Origin of the sequence: Campylobacter portucalensis, from assembly GCF_009690845.1 — a bacterium.
Taxonomy (GTDB): Bacteria; Campylobacterota; Campylobacteria; order Campylobacterales; family Campylobacteraceae; genus Campylobacter_B; species Campylobacter_B portucalensis.
Genome location: NZ_VWSJ01000027.1, coordinates 66,704 through 83,018 on the forward strand (window position 1 = coordinate 66,704; position 16,315 = coordinate 83,018).

Here is a 16,315-nt window from a genome sequence, read left to right on the forward strand (position 1 = left end):
ATAATAGGTTTTGCAATGAACGCTATTGTTTTCTTATTAGTTTTTGGAGTGCTTGCGTCTTTGTTAATTGCTTTTCATAAATGATTATCCACCAGATAAAGCAGATGATTTGAGGGTGTGGAGAAGCGGCGCACTTGAAGAATACAAAAACTGGGATAAAGCCCAAAAGGCAAAAATGCTTGAGAAGCTAAAAGAGCAAAACCAAAACATACAAATGTTATTTATCGCACAGTTTTATTATTCGCTAATATCGCACTATTTACATACTCTATTATCTCGCTTGGTGCTTCACTGTTTGAAAAGCCCTTAATCTGTGCCAAGCAAAATTTGTTTTTTGATCGCCTAATCTCAATCGTGTATCTCTCATTGTCTCTTCTTAGAGAACAAATAAAACATCTGTTAGCATTTACATTTTTTATATATGAAGCTACACAATTGTGATTAATCACTCCTTCTTCAACCATCTCTTGCTTGGTTGTTAGCATTTTTATATCGCTTGGAAGTTTTAGACGTAAAAAAGGATTGTCTTTGTTTAATATTACTTCAGGCGCACGTTCTAGCTCTATATTTAACATTAATCTATCGTGTTCGGCTTTTATTCTTTTAAATGATTTGATTTTTAAATTTACATTTTCTCCTTGCTCTAAAGCCATATTGACATAATCGTAAATTATTTGGTTCTTGCTTTTTTCATCTGATTGTATTTTAAAGCATAGATAGCTTTTTAAAATTTTGCCTACTAAAAATGAAGCTTGATGATTGGTTGATATTTTAGGACTAGTTCGCAGAATAAAATTTATGATCTCTTGATAGTGTGATTGCGGAATATGTTTCTTTGTTTTTAGTACCAAATATGAAGCAGATAAAGTGCTTTTATTGGTAGCATTTAGAAAATTCTCTTTTGGATATTTTTTAACAAAAAGCTCTTTTTTATTTATAAAATTTTCAAGTGAGCTAAATTTAAAAGGAGATTTTATATACAATGGGTCTCTTTCAAAGTCTAGTTTTATATCTTTTAATGGTAGATGTAATTTTGATAAATAAGAAAAGTAAATATTAAAAAATTCACGCATTGTCGCAGATTTATAGCATATCGTTGAGATGTTATTTAAGGTTGCTTCATAGAAGCAAAATTTACCTTTATACTCACCGCCTACAAAGATAGTATAATTGTCTTTTATGTAAATTTTTGATTTATAAATAGATGATCTAAGGAAAATAAATTTACTCTCTTTGTTTTGAAAAGTAACGCTAGATGATGATATTATCATTTCGTTTTTACTCGAAATATCTATGCTTAATGCTTCGCATTCAATAGGCTTGATTTCTTTTATAAACTTGCTTAGTTTGCTAAAATTTGTATCAAAAAATTCCAAAGCTTCACTGTCTATATTCAAAAAATGAACAAGACTATCGGTTATGGTTTTTTCGATGAAGGGCGAAAACAATATACCAGTGGATGATATTAAAAATGCGGCGATGAAAACTATTAAAGAAAAATTTCCAAACAATCTTTTTATATTAGCAATCCATAATGATACGGACAATCCGCATTGTCATTTGGATTTGAAAACTGTTGATTGCAATGGTAATAGGATCAAGATTGCTCCAGTCGATCTCGATGATCTACGCAATGAGTTTGCGACAAATCTAACCGAATTAGGCTATAAGGCAACTAATTTTTCACGCAAACAAAAGGAATTCGCAAGAGATAAATACCCTGATCCTTGGGATGGACACAAGCCGCACCATTACAAGATCACTGGATATGGAAAGGCAAAATATAATTTCTCACTAGAGGAACACGTGGAAGAGTCTTACTATGTTAAATTTGAAACTAGAAAAGGTAAAGAAACCATCCTTTGGGGCAAGCATTTAGAAAAACTAATGGAACAATATAATATTACAAATGGCGATTGGGCTCGTTTTACGGTAACCGATCAAGAAGCAGTCGTAAAGAAAATTTATGATAAGAAAACCAAACAATGGTATGAAAAAACTGTGTATAAAAATGTATGGGATTGCTCAGTTGAGGGCAAGCGAGAAGTTGAATTAAAGCCACTAAGTGAGAGTGAAAAGAAAAAGAGCGAATATAAAATTTTAGGCGAAGAAAAATCACAAGCCTCTAATATAACTTTACAAAGTCAAACTATCAATAAAAGACAAAACAAGAATGGTGTTAGCAAGGCTAGGGCCCTGCAAAACACACAAAAAACTGATAAAATTCAATCTAGCGATAGCAAAGAAACAGCTGTAAAAAAGCACGACTTTCAAAGATAGTGCCTATTTTACGCCAAAAGCTTTTGTTTTAGATACCCTGACAGGCTCATAAACTGCTCTTTTGCTTCGTTTTCTAGTCGCTCTTTTTCGCTTGGCATTAGATATATTGCAACCGCTACTGGCTTTTCACCTTCTTTTCTAGGTCGACCGGCATTGCTTTTTCTATCTTCTTTTTTGTCCGCTGCGCCTGAATTTATAAACTCACTTACATTGCTACTTGCGGTAACACTTGCGTTATTTACAAACGCGAATTCCTTTTTTTTATCCAAAATTCCCATCATCTTTCCTTTTCTTTTGATTTTTCGCTTATTTGTGGTTGTTTAATTGCTCCGCTTTCTAGCTTTTTGGCATAAGCATTGCCGAGTCTAGATAGGACTGATTTCTCACTTTTGTGACCCTTTGGGCTGTTTGGTAGCAGTTTTAACTCTATATTTTTATTTAGAATAAATTTGTTAAAAAAACTCTCTAGGTATGAAAAATCACTTTTTATATTTTCTTTCATATTGTCGTAATTTGCTAACACTAAAGCATCCCTGAAATATTTTGAGTTTTCTTTAAAGATATCGTTGTTTGCTTCAAAGCCTTTACTTTGCAGATACTTAATAGTAAAAACCGCAATTGTCCTAGTATTACCTTCTCGAAACGGATGAATTTGCCATACCCCGCTTACAAATTTGCCGACATTTAAAGCCTGTTCTTGCCTAGTCATTTTGGTGTAATCTTTCTTTTTTTCTCTATCAAAATCATAATCCAGCATATCGCCAAGCTCATCATAATTACCATACTCTACGCTTTTTTCGCCACCCAAGACTTCTTCTTTTTTTGAAATATTTACATCCCTAAAAACTCCAACATATTTTTCAAGCCCTTGTGGAAAGGCATTTATAAATAAATTTTTATGTATAGTCTTTAATGTAACAGGAGATAGCGTAAAGCCACTTTTTTCTAAATACTTGGCGATATTTACTGAAACTATATCGCACTCTTTTTCGCCGACTTCTTTTTTATCTAGCTTTTTGCCATCATAATATTTCTTTATATTTTCTTCAAGTTCGTTGTAAGTTCGCGATTTTTCAACAGCTTTATAAAAATACTTTGATGGTTTCAGATCATCTACAAGCCCAAGCCCTACTGCAATGTCTATGTTTTGTTTATTAATAATATTGCTATCTTTGATTTCCGTATATTGTTCTTGCATTATCTTTCCTTTTCTTTTGATTTTTCGCTTATTTGTGGTTGTTTAATTGCTCCGCTTTCTAGCTTTTTGGCATAAGCATTGCCGAGTCTAGATAGGACTGATTTGCTATTACCTTGAGAGTGCACGATCTCGTTTTGAATTGTGAGTCCTAACATATTTTCAATACGTAGTAGCACATCTTGCGTATAGGTATCTGTTATATGAATTTTATCTTGCGATATAAGTTTATGCTTAGAATTCTCATCTTTTAAAAGCAAATTTAGCTCGTCTTCGCCACAGTAAAATATTTTTTCTCGTATGCTGAATAAGTTTTCTTTACTAAATTTATCAGGATAAGCCCCAAGTAAATATCCCAAATCATAAAAGTCTCTAATCTTATCTCTACCGCTAAATGCAACCCCTTTCATTTTTATAAGCTCATCTACGCAATAAACATTAACGCCTTTTATATTCTCATACTTTAAAATATTAGATCTTAGTAGATCTTTATTTCTGCTGCTTACTTCTATTTTTAATGGATAGTTGCCATAGTGCGAAGTTGCACCATAATCTATCATAGCTCTAAAAACAGTATCTGTATCTTTTTTGATATTTATACTCCATTTGCTAAAATCTTTATGACGCTTTAGCTTGTTTATAAAATTCATATTGTTTGTCGTGCAGTCTAAATCAATATCCTCAGAATATCTATTTAGTCCATAATATAAAGTAAGTGCTGTTCCACCCTTTAAAACAAAATTATCTCCAAAATAGGGCACAATTTCTTTTATTAATTCAAGTCTCTCTTTTTGATATTGTTCTAACATTTTTTATCCTTAAAATAGAGCTTTGTTAGCTCAAATTTCATAAAATCATCCACTTTTTTGTTCGTATTTATGAGTTTTAAGTAGCCAAACAACTCAAGCTCTTCATCATCATCTAGATAATCCCTTGTGCAGTTTTTAAGACCATCTGTATCGCCACTATACACCAAGTCCGCAATCGCTCTTGCATAGTTTGCGACGTATTCTTCTTTGTCTAGCATTTTTATGTATCGTTTTTGTATTCCTAGATCGCCTAAAATTTCATTGCTTTCGTATGTTTTAATGCTATTTTTATCGGCTAGATAAAGCAATGGATGCCAATCAGCCGTTGTGCCGTCTAATCTAGGTATATTTAATGCTTCCCAGCCTGATAAGTATAGCATCATTTTTCCTTTTTCTTTGAATTTGCGGTATCATTTAATGCTTTGATCGCTCCGCTTTCTAGCTTTTTGGCGTAAGCATTGCTGAGCCTAGATAAGACTGATTTACTATTATCTTGCTTATTTGGTCGTTGGCTTAAAAATTTATTACGCCTTGATATTTCATCTTTTTCTATTTCTTTAGCAAACGCCATAAATCCATCGATGTCATTGTTGCGCAGTATTGCAATGTATCTATTTTTTTGCTCTTTTGGTATTATAATTGGTGCTAAATTATTCTCTAAACAACCATAGATCATAATTATCCTGCCGGTTCTGCCGTTTCCGTCGCTAAAAGGATGAATTTTTTCAAATTTGATATGGCTTTGCAATATTGCTTTTAGCTTATCGTCGTCATTTTTGGCATTATCAAGTCTAAAATATAGATTATCGCACATATCTTTAATTGCTACTGGCACTAGATACGGCTTTGTAGGTTCGAAATTTGCTCCTACAACTAAATTTTCGATAGTTTTAAATTTGCCGTTGTTGTCTATTAAATTATTCATTATTAGCCTATGAAAATCTTTTATTAGCTTCTCGTCTATCTTGGCTTTTTTCTTGTAAAGATGAAAACATTTTTGGCAAAATTTGGCGATAGTTTTTTACTTCATAAAATTCACACTCGCTAGTTGCTTTTGCTATATAGCCATCAAGCAAGATTGAAGCAGTCTCGTCCTGACTTAAAGTATTACCCTCGATTGCTGTGCTATGATGAGCCATACGAACACATACATCTAGCCAATAGTCTCGCTCGTTGTTGTTTTTTAAGAAATTGCCTAAATTTTCGCCACCATCCATTTTATCTTTCCTTTTCTTTTGATTTTTCGCTTATTTGTGGTTGTTTAATTGCTCCGCTTTCTATCTTTTTAGTATAAGCATCGCCAAGTCTTGAAAGGATTGCTTTAGGGCTGTTTTCATTATTGATTTCTTGCTGGGTTGCTAAAAATTTATCTATATTTGTTTTGATGCTTGGCAGATAATCTCTAATGACATCTTCTATTATTGATAAATTTACCCCTTCATAATCGTGAGCCGTAGCATTTCTTACCCCTCTAAGCCCCCTAATATTTTCTGGCGTAAATATTGATAGTACTTTTATATCGCCACTATCCTGTATCTTTTGTAATTGCTCATTACAAGCTACAAGATGCATTAAAATAGCAGGTCTTTTTAGTGTTTCATCATCTAGTGCGGCAACTATTCCATTCTCACAAATTTCAAAAATTTTTTCAATTTTATCTTTAATCAAAATAAGTCTTTCGTTTGTTTTTGTATTGCTAGACATAAATCACTCCTGTTAGTAAATTTTGTTGTTTTTGTAAAGACATTGAGGCTGTGTCGCATATATCAACTTGTCTTTTAAATTTATGCATAAAATCACTTCTTAAATCATCTAAATATATAAAGCCATTAAAACCTTTGAATTTATTTACAAAATCCTTGCTAGTTTCTATTGTAATATCCACATCGCTTGCGATATCGGCATTATCTTTTGCAAAACTACCAAAAAGCCCAAGTTTTATAATGCCGTCTTCTTGTAATTTTGGTTTAATCTCTTTTAAATAGTCTAAGATTTCATCTTTTGTAAGCATTTTTTCGCCCTTGTAAATTTATCATATTATATTATTTAAAACTTTAAAAAATAATATTTTATTATTTTTAATTATTTACAAATTTAACTAATTCGTCAAAAAAGCTCTCAAAATCAATCTCAGCATTTTCATTATTTTTGCAGTATTCGCTTACGCCCATACCTAACGAAAATGCGTTTCGGTAAGCTTCTCTTTCATAAATAATGCTATTCATTAAAAAAATATCATCTAAATTTTTCTCGCTAATATAATCACGCAAAGCCTTAACTTTTTTGGCTAAAAATGGGTTTGGCGAAGCTTTTGATATGACAATAAGTGCTTTTGCGTTGGGATTGTAAATTTTAGCTTGTTCAAATACCAAAATCATCTTATTTAATACCGCAATATCAAGATCGCTTGGGATAACTGGGATAATTGCAATATCACAAACTGCTAAGGCTTGACGCATTTCAGAGCTATCACGACCGCCAGTATCAATCACTACGCTATCATATTTTTGTTTTAAGCTTTGTATCTCTTTTAGCAGCGATGAGTCTATTTTTGATACACTATTAAAAAGCAGTGGCAAAGAGCTATCAGCTCTAATATCTGTAAAAACATCTACGCTTCTTTGCGGATCAGCGTCAATTAATAGCGTTTCATCGCCCATAAGAGATAGTTTTACGGCTAAATTTATGGCAATATTTGTTTTACCGCTACCGCCTTTTTCGTTTGTGATTGCAATTAACATTCTTTATCCTTTAAAATTTGGCATTATTTTTTATCTTTTGAACCATATTTTTCTACGAGTTTTTCCCATTCAGTTGGCTCATTGCCGCCAGTAAGCGCGCCCCAACTTTGATTTTTTTTGTGCTTGATAAAATTACCTAATTCGCAGTTTTTCATCTGAGTAGTGCTTAGATTAGCACTCTTGTTTTCTTCGCAAAATTCAACCAGTTCCACTAGGGTTTTTACATTGCTTTTGTCGTTTAGGTAGTCGTGAGTATATTCTTTATCTCCAAATTTAGCATTCTCTTCGCCACAACCAACAAACATTGCTAGGATCAATGCACCAAGTGCAACTTTACTTAAATTTTTCATAGTTTTATCCTTTATTAAATTATTTTAAAATTTAATATAATATAGATTAATAGTCGCCGTCGGCAACAAACTCATATTCTATTTGCCAGTTTCCGCCACCAAAATGCAGCTCATTTTTAAGCAGTGAGCAAGGTAAAAATACACCATCTCCATCTGCTACCATTTGGCTAAATTTTGGTAGTTTTCGCTCATCGAAGCCATTTTCATAAGTTTTATCCGAAAACATAAGACCTTCCCTAACTCGTTTTAGAAAATACTTATATCCAAGCATTTCATTAAAGCCGTGATGTCTTAAAATTTCACTTTTTGTAGCGTTATTTTTAAGCCACGCTATGCTTTCGTCTTTTATCAAAATTTGTAGCTCAAAAAACTCTTGATACAAAATAGCTTCGTAAATGAGCTGTTCTAGATCATTTTTAGCAATCTTTGCGATCTCTTTAAGCGAGCTTGCAAATTTGCTATCGGCGATTTGTCTAAACCATACGAGCGGAATAATTCTGCGGTTATTTACTGCCAATGCTTCCTCGTCGCTGCCGTTGCTTTTGTAGAAAATTCCCCAAAATATCTTTTGGCTAAAAAAATTAGCCAATGTTTGATCCTGTTTGGCTACTAGAGCTTTTGCACTCTCAAGTAGCCTTTCATTTGGGTAAAAGCCAAGTTTTTCAATGGCTTCTTCACCAACTTGTTCTATAAGGTGCGCATACCATATAGGCACTGCAAAGCCAGTAGGATAATCCTGTGGCGTGTTTGGCAACATCTTTTCTCCTTTATCTTGAAGTTTGAAAGAATTATAATATAAAAAAGTTTAAAATAATATTAAATAATAAAATATAATTTAATATTATAAATAATTATTTCTCCTGCTGGGTTCTTGTATAAATTTCTCGGTTATTTTTTGTAGATATTAAATAATTTAGAATTATATTAAATTGTTTAATATAATTCTAAAATGTATCAAATTAAAAGCCTCGACCTTTGTCGGTTGATTTTTCTTCTCTTTGGGCTATCGTGGCTTGAGCTGATTTTATGGCGGATTGTGCTACTGGAATTTGTATGTTTTGGTTTTGCTCTTTTAGCTTCTCAAGCATTTTTGCCTTTTGGGCTTTATCCCAGTTTTTGTATTCTTCAAGTGCGCCGCTTCTCCACTCACTTTTATATTGTCTATCGACCGTCATCTTGTCGTTTTCGGCGTTGCAAATTTCGAGATCTTTTTGCAGTCTATTAAAAAGCTCTTGTTTTGGATAGGTTTGGTTATTTTCCGACCATTCTTTTAGGGTTGCATTTGCTTCTTGCAATGTTTTTAGCTCGGTCGTGTTTTTCTCTAACCTCTTTTGCAGTGCTTCATCGCTTAGAACATTATTGATCCTAGCAATAAAGCCCTTTAGACTGATTTGCTCTCTTGCACTTACGCCTCGCAATTTATCATCGTGATACTCGAGCGATCTTGGTTCTAGTTCTATCTCGTGTTCTTGATTTACAAGCTTAAAAAATACAACATTGCCTTCAAAGGCTGTCTTGGTTGCTGTGTCTATGACTTTAAATCCTTTGTATTCCATAATCTCTCTTGGTGTATCTTTTGCGGCAAACAATAAATTTATATTACCAAGTAACATACCAGCCATTTGATCTTGTTTTGCCTCTATGCTATCAAGCTCAGGCTTGATTATATCTTTTATAAAATTTAGCTCAACTGGTTTTTGCATATCGCCATTTAATTTAAATTCATAGTCTTTTAAGGTAGCATTTTTAAATTCTTGCATAATATTATTATTGCTTTCTAGCTTTTCTTTAACTGCTTCAAAACTAGTAGAATTTTTAAAAGCTATATCGAACAAGAGAGATTTATCGTTTTTGTTTTGATTTGTTTCAAACATACTTTTTGAAAGCTCATCTTTAAATTTCATAAAATCTACTTCTTTATATTTTGGAATAATAAATTCGTGTGAGATTGCTTCAAATCCACCTTGAGCAACAGAAGCTTGAAATTTATTGATCTTGCAAGTAAAATTTTCTTTTGTATTTTGTTTCACTACCTGTTTAATAGTATTGATTTTAGGTATTTGTGCTGTAAGCTTGGCTATTTTTGTATTATTTTTCTCTTGCTCGTCTGCGTTTGAGAAAATTTGTTCTTTATAGCGTTTGATCTCGTTTTTTTCCTTTTTAATGGCTTCGTTTAACTCAAACTCTGTAAAGATAAGTGGGTTTTCACTGGCTACTGCACGTGCTTCGTTTGAATTTAGCAAATCCTCTTCAAAGCCACTAAGGCTGCGTTCACCAACAATTCCTTTCCTGAAATTTAAAATTGCTTCATTTTTCTTGCTTTGCAACTCCCAGTTTCTTTCATCAAAAGTGCCAGGCGTGATATGTCTAAATTCCTTAATAATAAAATTCTCAGGGTCATTTTCGTAAAAAATGTTGCCTTGTCTTATGGCTCTACCATTGCTTTGCGTTATATCACTTGGTCGCCACGGGCAATCAATATGATGAAGTGCGGTAATACGTTTTTGCACATTTACGCCAGTTCCCATTTTTGCACGATTTCCTAAAAGCACTCTAACTTCGCCATTATTGACCTTTCTAAAAAGTTCAGCCTTTTCTTCGTTGCTGACTGCATCGTGAATAAATGCTATTTGTTCTCTTGGTATTCCTTTTTGAGTTAATTTTTTATAAATATCTCCATAAAGAAAAAATCTACTATCATCAAAATCATCTTTTATTTGCACTTCTCCATTTTCATCAAGGTCATTTATGCTTATTTCATTTTTGTCTATTGTGTCATTAATATTTTCAAATTCATCCACATACTCAGTCTTAATTTCTTCTCTGCTTAAATTTTCATCTAATTTTAAGTTGAAAGATTTTTCACTGCCACTTTGTGGTGTGCCAACATCTAAAAATACAAGTTGTGTGCCTTTTTGTTCGCTCCATTTTTCCCACTCTTTAAAAATTTCATCAACAGCAATATTGACTTTTGAATTTATGTAATCAGGTGCAGTCGGATCAATAAGCCTAAAATCAATACTTGCTTTTTTGGCATCACTTGTTACTTTAAGTGGATTATCTATTTTTGGATCATATCCGCCGCCTTCCATATGAATAAGTCGTCCTGTGATTGAATGGCTGGGATATAAGCCATTTTCATCAGGTTCTCCTATATATTCAGCAATTCGTTTTGATTTTTCACTTTTTATATAAATTACTTCTTTATTTGGGACAAATGTTTTTGAAAATGCTTTAATATCATCGTTTGTGATTGTATCTGTTGTCTGACTTAACATATTTGAAAGTTCAGGTAAATTTGTAAGAGATGAAAATCTAGCCTCCATTTTAATACGACCACTTGCATCCCTTACTGGTGCTATATCTATACCTGCAAAATTACTAGCCCAATTTGAAAAGCTGTCTATACCTAGTTTTTCAAGTTCTTTTGGTTGCAAGTATCTTTGCATATTATAAATTTCACTCAATGAATTTGAAACAGGCGTTCCAGTTAAAAACATAACCTTTCCATCGTCTTTATCGTTGATGTAAGTAGTAAGTGCTAACATATTTAAAGCTCTTTTGCTTGAAATATTTGCTCCTTTTCCTTTTGCGTTCATAGGTGAAATTACGCCTAAATTTTTAAAATTATGTGCTTCATCTACAACTATACTATCTACGCCAAGCATTGAAAAATCCATAATTTTAGACTTTGTTCTGTCTTCAATTAATTTTTCAAATTTTTGTTCGGTTTTTGCTATCATCTTTTCAATTTGACGAGCTGAACGTTTGTTTGTTACTTCATCACGTTCTTCGTAATATCTGAGTGCTTCTTTTAGTTCATAAATTTCATTGTCTAAAATTTTTTGCTGAGTTTCAAATGGCACTGGCAATTTTTCTATTTGAGTATATTTAATAATAACTGCATCCCAATCGTTATTTGCTATATTTGCTAAAAATTCATCTCTTTCTTTTGGGCTTAGTGAGTTTTTATCAGCTACTAGCACATTAGCATTTGGAAATGCTTCAAAGAAACCTTGATCCCATTGTGTTACGAGGTTATTTGGCACAATTATAAGAGGTTTTTTTACAAGGCCAAGCTCTTTTTGTTTCATAACAGCAGCTATTGCTGCGTAAGTTTTTCCAGCTCCAACTTCGTGGTCTAATAATATATTTTTTTGCACCATACTTCTAAAAATAGCGTCTTTTTGGTGCTTTCTAAGATTTATATTGCTATCAAGTCCATTAAATTCTAAATCATCTCCTTCAAATTTAGCTTTTACATAGCAGTTAAATTTATCATTATAAATGCGTTCAAGCTCTTTTGCTCTTGCTCTATCACTATAAATCCATTCATTAAATTTAGTTTTTAGAGCTTCTATTTTTGCATTTGCTTCTGCTGTTTTTTCAGGATTAATTACTTGTTTGTATATAATGTTACCTTCTTTGTCGTATTTTATATTACCTTCTTGATCTAGCATAGGCTCATCGGTTCTTTCCATAATTTTAATAGGCGTGTTGTTTAATGCACTTTCAATTATGTCATATACGCTTTTGTTATTTCCTATATTTTGATGAATTTTATAATATCCATCAATTAATCTTTGATTTGTAAGTCCTTTAACTTCAACAGAGTAATTGTATCTAGCATATTGTGAAAAATAGTCCTTATCGCCATCTATTTGCCAACCCATAGAGCCTAAATTTTTAAGCTTCCAAGCTTGTTCTTCGTAGTTACTAGTTTTTAGCTCGTGTTCTAAAAAATCATTGTAATATTTTACTGGTATCCAAGAACTTCCAAATCTTGTATCAATATCCACAAAGCTAATATCTTGTGGTATAACTTTACTTAACTCATTAACATTATTTTGCATAAGATCTGTGTATATATCTTGCAAGTCTTTTGCTATTTGCAATTTCTCTTTAACATTTCCGCTTAAATAAATAGGTGCAAATATTAGCTCACGTTCGCCATTTATTAATTTTTGCGGATCATAAAAAGCTAACTTATCTTCAATAATTTTATCTTCAACTTCAATCTTTGATTTGTTTAATTTTTGTGCGATATAGTTAGTGTCAATTTTTCCATATTGATACATACTTACTAAAACACCATCTTTTTCATTGTCAAATAAAATTTCAGGCGTAAAACCAATTGTTCGGCGAAGTAGTATGTTTGCTTTTTCGCAACTTTCTTTTACGGCTTCTTTACTATCTTTTGCACGTTCGGACTTTTTATAGTTTTTTTCTAACGCCTTGACCTTGCTAAACTCAATATCCAAATTTCTAAATGCTGATGCTTTGTTTCCAGATAAAAAACCTTCACTAGCGTGATAGCTATCTAATAAGATGTTTAACTGCTCTCTTGTTTGCCACAGTTTTAAATCATCGTCCTTGATATTGGTTTGTTCTAATGCAATAAGCTCTTTTAACTTATCTCTTAGTGGTATGTATTTTTTTATACGATTTTGAACAGCTAAACTTAAATTCTCTACCTTTGAAGCCCTGATTTCATCGCCTAGCGAGCTTGTTATTTTACAAACTTCTCCATTATGGATAAATAGGCTATTTTCTTTTAAATTTTTGACATATTCATAGTTATCATCGTAGCTTTCAATGATAAAATCAACGATCGGAGCAGGTTCTCGCCATTTATATATATTTGCTGGTAGCTGTTCTTGTATAAAATGTTCTATTGCTAAATCAAGATTGAAATTTTCATCATTTTTTGGCTCATAAAAAATACCTTTACCAAATTGTCCTGTGCGATATGTTGGCTTGGCTAGTATATTTTGCGGATTTTCAATAAAGTATTGGTTGATACTTTGTTTTAATTCAATGCCATCTTCTGTTATTTGAGTTGCTTTTATTTTTGAGATTTCTTTATTGTATTCAGGATGTTTGCCTTTTTGTAAGAAAATAATATCCGTTTCTGCTTCTGTGTGCTTAAAAATATTGTTTGGCAAACGCACAGCCCCTAAAAATGTATGGTTTTGTGCTATTTCATCTCTTGCAGAGTTGTATTTGGCGTCCATAAAATGACGACTTACTACAAATGCACTAATTCCATCTTCTTTTAAGCTATATTGGGTTGCTTTTTGTATAAAAAAGTTGTGAGCCGAACCAAAAATATCGTGATGAGTATTATCATAAAGTGGCACATCTAAAAAAGGTGGATTTCCTATAACTGCGTCAAATTGTTCATCGTGTCTAAATTTTTCATATCCAATATTATAATTTTGCTGATTTGGATATAAAATTTTATTCATTTTTATTGTCAAAGGTTCTATGTCAAGACCAGTAAAATGAAAATTTTTATTTTCATTAAAAATAATAAACGAACCATTTCCAACACTGGGTTCTAAAATTTTCTTTTGTAAATTTGGCTCATCTGTATTAATGCCAAGTTTTTCAAGTCCATTATACATGGCCTTAACAATATTTTTTGGTGTGTAATATGCTGTTAAATTTGAACGCTTTGCAGCATTGTAATCATCTTCTGAAAGTAACTCTTTTAGCTCATTTCTTTCATTTTGCCATTTTTCATTTCTCTCATCAAATAGTCCATTAATGCCACCCCAGCCTGAAAAACTAGCAATTGCTAGTTGTTGTTCTTTTGTGATGTTAAGCTCGATTTCTCCCTTTTTGCCAAGATCTAATTTTGGGTAAATTTCATTTGTAAGTTTAATGGCTTCAACGTTCTTGCTAAATCTGTCTTTTTCGCCACCGAGCTCTATAGTTTTATCTAGTTTTAAATCAGTGAAAATATTATTAAATTGTTTGACAGGTTCAACTTTTACATCTTGATTATCCATTGTTTCATCAATAGTATTAAATATGTTATTTTGCAAGTCATCTATTTGTTTATCTATTTTAATTGCATTTTCAACGATAAGCCCAAGACTATCATTGCCAAAATATTCAGGATGGGCGTCTGCCATACTAAATAAATCAAATCCGCCATACAAATCATCGTTATTTTTACGCTTTGCCATTTTGTGCTCCCAAGTAAGATTAAAATTTTAGTAAAATTTTATCTAAATTCGTTGCAAACGCCGATTTTTACATACTTTTATATTGTTTTATGATTTTATAAAATATTAAATTATTTAATATAATATTAAATAATTTTTAATAACCATTCATCTCTTTATCTTCGTTTATAAGCATTCTAATGTATGTAGCACGAGTTGGAAAAAATTTTTTATTATAAATATAATCTAAGTATTCCAACTCATCTTCTTCAAGATAAATTACAATTTGTCTTTTCTTTAGCTTGTCTTTATCTATATTCTTATTTTTTTTCATCTATCAAATCCTTTTTTTATTTCTCTTTGTTTTGTGCTAACTTCTAAAAAATCCGTGAAGTCAAAGCCTTGTTTAAGCTCTTTTTCTAATTTGTTTTGTTTTAAAATTTTTTCCCAGTCTATTACTTCAACTACATTGCAAACATTTTTTAATTGCTCTTTTAAGGCTTTTGCTCCATTTCTACCAGCCTCATCATAATCATACGCAATAACCACATAACAATCTTTTAGAATTTGAGTTTGCTCTAATTTAAATTTAGCACTTGCACTGCCAAGGCTTATTGCTTTATAGCCACGAGATAGCATATTAAGGCAGTCCTTTTCGCCTTCTGCTATGAAAATAGGGCGATCATCTTTTGTATATTCTTTTAAGTTTAGAATATTAAAAGCTGTGCGTGGTCGATCTTTGCTAAATGTATATTTAATATTTAAATTAGGATTATATTTCCAAAGCGTTATTATTCCACCATTTTCATCACGCAAAGGCATAATTAGCCTATCTTCACTTTTAGAATAGCCTATTTGAAAATTTTGAGCTAACTCTTTACGTTTTGCATTATCACAAGTTGGTAAAAGTTTTGCTAACAGCTCTTGATAGCGAGTAAAATTTTCACGGCGTTCGTTTTCGTATTTTTGTATAATGTTGTCATCTAGATACTCTATTTTTGGCTCTTTTTCAAATTTTATACTAAAACTATCTGATTGTTCGTTGCGACTTAAAATGCCTTTTTCAAGCATATTAGACATAGTATCACAAACATTATCATAAAAATCATCGGCTCTGCTTGAATAAGCTTTGATTTTTCTTTCCTTACAAAGAACTTCAAATATCTCATCTGTTGTTAAATTCTTATTACTTATTATTCTTATTATATTTTGTTCTAATGTTTGAATTTTTATGTTATTTATCGTTGTTTCCTGATTATGGTTTGCATTTATTTCATTGTAAATTTTCAAATCATCAAGTATCTTTTTAGTTTCTAAAAAAGCTGTTTTATCATCACAAGCTTTTATTTCTTTGTAAAATGCAATTACATCGCCCCTAAAACCGCTGCCAAAGTCTTTTATGTATCCATTTTTTGGATCTATACTTGCACTTGCTGTTTTTTCATCATTTCGCATTTTAAATTTGTAATGTTTATCAACATTAAATCCAAGATATTCTAAAAAAGCTCTTGTTTCATCCTTATGCAAGTTCATTTTATTACTCCTTTTGCTTTTTTAAATTTATTTAAATTTGCAAAAATTTTGTGTGAATATGGATTGTTATTAATTTTCCCGTTATAACAATTTAATGCTTTGTAATCCAATCCGTGCTTATTTAAGCAATTTCTTAAAATCATAGCCCCCATTTGTATATTAATGTCTGGACGATAAAGGTCATCAAGGCTTAAATTTTTTGCCTTTAAAGTTGGCTCGTGTATAGAATTAATTTGCATTAATCCATAATCGCTTGAACCATTTTTATTAATATTTTTTGCCTTTATAACAAAATTACTTTCTGTTTTTGCTATTGCCCAAAGAAGAATGGGTGGTATATTAAACTCTTTACCAAACTTATAAAAAAGCCAATTAAATTTAGTTTCGTTTATATTTGGTAAATTTACAGCACTTAGAGTGGAACACGAAAATAACATAATAATAAATAATTTTT

17 protein-coding genes are annotated in these 16,315 nt (G+C 31.6%); 1 reads left to right on the forward strand and 16 read right to left on the reverse strand.

All coding sequences use genetic code 11. From position 1 onward, the window contains the following. Nucleotides 1–221: 221 nt before the first annotated feature. Nucleotides 222–1,397, reverse strand: a complete 1,176-nt coding sequence (locus tag F1B92_RS07045) for a PcfJ domain-containing protein (protein WP_154571155.1) — start codon at nt 1,395–1,397, stop codon at nt 222–224. Between the two features lie 34 nt (nt 1,398–1,431). Here F1B92_RS07045 and F1B92_RS07050 point away from each other — a divergent pair, with 34 nt between their 5' ends. Further along, the gene (locus F1B92_RS07050; protein ID WP_154571156.1) at nt 1,432–2,280 is read left to right on the forward strand and encodes a relaxase/mobilization nuclease domain-containing protein; all 849 of its coding nucleotides are present in this window, start codon (nt 1,432–1,434) and stop codon (nt 2,278–2,280) included. Between the two features lie 8 nt (nt 2,281–2,288). On the opposite strand, the gene F1B92_RS07055 is transcribed toward F1B92_RS07050, so the two are convergent. The 15 genes from F1B92_RS07055 to F1B92_RS07125 all read right to left on the reverse strand — a co-directional run bounded on the left by F1B92_RS07055 (nt 2,289) and on the right by F1B92_RS07125 (nt 16,298). Further along, nucleotides 2,289–2,558: a hypothetical protein gene (locus F1B92_RS07055; RefSeq protein ID WP_059429740.1), complete on the reverse strand. Its 270-nt coding sequence runs from the start codon at nt 2,556–2,558 to the stop codon at nt 2,289–2,291. Beyond that, entirely contained in the window at nt 2,558–3,478 is a 921-nt protein-coding gene (locus tag F1B92_RS07060) for a Fic family protein (RefSeq protein ID WP_154571157.1), read from the reverse strand. Before F1B92_RS07060 ends, F1B92_RS07055 begins: the two co-directional genes overlap by 1 nt. Next, entirely contained in the window at nt 3,478–4,284 is an 807-nt protein-coding gene (locus F1B92_RS07070; protein WP_229770966.1) for a nucleotidyl transferase AbiEii/AbiGii toxin family protein, read from the reverse strand. The genes F1B92_RS07060 and F1B92_RS07070 overlap by 1 nt, the downstream gene beginning before the upstream one ends. Further along, nucleotides 4,278–4,664 carry a hypothetical protein gene (locus F1B92_RS07075; protein ID WP_065843667.1) on the reverse strand — a complete coding sequence of 129 codons (387 nt, stop codon included), beginning with the start codon at nt 4,662–4,664 and terminating at the stop codon, nt 4,278–4,280. Before F1B92_RS07075 ends, F1B92_RS07070 begins: the two co-directional genes overlap by 7 nt. Next, on the reverse strand, nt 4,664–5,209 hold the full coding sequence (locus F1B92_RS07080) for a Fic family protein (RefSeq protein ID WP_229770967.1): 546 nt from the start codon (nt 5,207–5,209) through the stop codon (nt 4,664–4,666). The genes F1B92_RS07075 and F1B92_RS07080 overlap by 1 nt, the downstream gene beginning before the upstream one ends. Before the next feature lie 7 nt (nt 5,210–5,216). Continuing rightward, on the reverse strand, nt 5,217–5,501 hold the full coding sequence (locus F1B92_RS09220) for a hypothetical protein (protein WP_229770968.1): 285 nt from the start codon (nt 5,499–5,501) through the stop codon (nt 5,217–5,219). A gap of 1 nt (nt 5,502) precedes the next feature. Next, nucleotides 5,503–5,988, reverse strand: a complete 486-nt coding sequence (locus tag F1B92_RS07085) for a HepT-like ribonuclease domain-containing protein (protein WP_065843665.1) — start codon at nt 5,986–5,988, stop codon at nt 5,503–5,505. Then, on the reverse strand, nt 5,981–6,295 hold the full coding sequence (locus F1B92_RS07090; RefSeq protein ID WP_154571159.1) for a nucleotidyltransferase family protein: 315 nt from the start codon (nt 6,293–6,295) through the stop codon (nt 5,981–5,983). The genes F1B92_RS07085 and F1B92_RS07090 overlap by 8 nt, the downstream gene beginning before the upstream one ends. Nucleotides 6,296–6,362: 67 nt before the next feature. Then, entirely contained in the window at nt 6,363–7,025 is a 663-nt protein-coding gene (locus tag F1B92_RS07095; protein WP_154571160.1) for an AAA family ATPase, read from the reverse strand. A 23-nt stretch (nt 7,026–7,048) separates the two neighbouring features. Next, the gene (locus F1B92_RS07100; RefSeq protein ID WP_154571161.1) at nt 7,049–7,375 is read right to left on the reverse strand and encodes a hypothetical protein; all 327 of its coding nucleotides are present in this window, start codon (nt 7,373–7,375) and stop codon (nt 7,049–7,051) included. 46 nt (nt 7,376–7,421) lie between these two features. After that, nucleotides 7,422–8,132 carry a hypothetical protein gene (locus tag F1B92_RS07105; protein ID WP_154571162.1) on the reverse strand — a complete coding sequence of 237 codons (711 nt, stop codon included), beginning with the start codon at nt 8,130–8,132 and terminating at the stop codon, nt 7,422–7,424. Nucleotides 8,133–8,334: 202 nt separating this feature from the next. Next, nucleotides 8,335–14,349 (reverse strand): N-6 DNA methylase, encoded by a 6,015-nt coding sequence (locus F1B92_RS07110; protein WP_154571163.1) that lies wholly within the window; start codon nt 14,347–14,349, stop codon nt 8,335–8,337. A 136-nt stretch (nt 14,350–14,485) separates the two neighbouring features. Further along, on the reverse strand, nt 14,486–14,662 hold the full coding sequence (locus F1B92_RS07115) for a hypothetical protein (RefSeq protein WP_154571164.1): 177 nt from the start codon (nt 14,660–14,662) through the stop codon (nt 14,486–14,488). Continuing rightward, nucleotides 14,659–15,861: a toprim domain-containing protein gene (locus tag F1B92_RS07120; RefSeq protein ID WP_065843660.1), complete on the reverse strand. Its 1,203-nt coding sequence runs from the start codon at nt 15,859–15,861 to the stop codon at nt 14,659–14,661. The genes F1B92_RS07115 and F1B92_RS07120 overlap by 4 nt, the downstream gene beginning before the upstream one ends. Further along, nucleotides 15,858–16,298 (reverse strand): lytic transglycosylase domain-containing protein, encoded by a 441-nt coding sequence (locus tag F1B92_RS07125; protein WP_154571165.1) that lies wholly within the window; start codon nt 16,296–16,298, stop codon nt 15,858–15,860. The genes F1B92_RS07120 and F1B92_RS07125 overlap by 4 nt, the downstream gene beginning before the upstream one ends. Nucleotides 16,299–16,315: the final 17 nt, after the last annotated feature.

Excerpts from the sequence above, each read along its gene's own strand:
- F1B92_RS07085 (WP_065843665.1), bottom strand. The coding sequence starts at position 5,988 with ATGTCTAGCAATACAAAAACAAACGAAAGACTTATTTTGATTAAAGAT.
- F1B92_RS07055 (WP_059429740.1), bottom strand. The coding sequence starts at position 2,558 with ATGGGAATTTTGGATAAAAAAAAGGAATTCGCGTTTGTAAATAACGCA.
- F1B92_RS07080 (WP_229770967.1), bottom strand. The coding sequence starts at position 5,209 with ATGAATAATTTAATAGACAACAACGGCAAATTTAAAACTATCGAAAAT.
- F1B92_RS07050 (WP_154571156.1), top strand. The coding sequence starts at position 1,432 with ATGAAGGGCGAAAACAATATACCAGTGGATGATATTAAAAATGCGGCG.
- F1B92_RS09220 (WP_229770968.1), bottom strand. The coding sequence starts at position 5,501 with ATGGATGGTGGCGAAAATTTAGGCAATTTCTTAAAAAACAACAACGAG.
- F1B92_RS07095 (WP_154571160.1), bottom strand. The coding sequence starts at position 7,025 with ATGTTAATTGCAATCACAAACGAAAAAGGCGGTAGCGGTAAAACAAAT.
- F1B92_RS07090 (WP_154571159.1), bottom strand. The coding sequence starts at position 6,295 with ATGCTTACAAAAGATGAAATCTTAGACTATTTAAAAGAGATTAAACCA.
- F1B92_RS07115 (WP_154571164.1), bottom strand. The coding sequence starts at position 14,662 with ATGAAAAAAAATAAGAATATAGATAAAGACAAGCTAAAGAAAAGACAA.
- F1B92_RS07105 (WP_154571162.1), bottom strand. The coding sequence starts at position 8,132 with ATGTTGCCAAACACGCCACAGGATTATCCTACTGGCTTTGCAGTGCCT.
- F1B92_RS07110 (WP_154571163.1), bottom strand. The coding sequence starts at position 14,349 with ATGGCAAAGCGTAAAAATAACGATGATTTGTATGGCGGATTTGATTTA.
- F1B92_RS07060 (WP_154571157.1), bottom strand. The coding sequence starts at position 3,478 with ATGCAAGAACAATATACGGAAATCAAAGATAGCAATATTATTAATAAA.
- F1B92_RS07120 (WP_065843660.1), bottom strand. The coding sequence starts at position 15,861 with ATGAACTTGCATAAGGATGAAACAAGAGCTTTTTTAGAATATCTTGGA.
- F1B92_RS07125 (WP_154571165.1), bottom strand. The coding sequence starts at position 16,298 with ATGTTATTTTCGTGTTCCACTCTAAGTGCTGTAAATTTACCAAATATA.
- F1B92_RS07070 (WP_229770966.1), bottom strand. The coding sequence starts at position 4,284 with ATGTTAGAACAATATCAAAAAGAGAGACTTGAATTAATAAAAGAAATT.
- F1B92_RS07100 (WP_154571161.1), bottom strand. The coding sequence starts at position 7,375 with ATGAAAAATTTAAGTAAAGTTGCACTTGGTGCATTGATCCTAGCAATG.
- F1B92_RS07075 (WP_065843667.1), bottom strand. The coding sequence starts at position 4,664 with ATGCTATACTTATCAGGCTGGGAAGCATTAAATATACCTAGATTAGAC.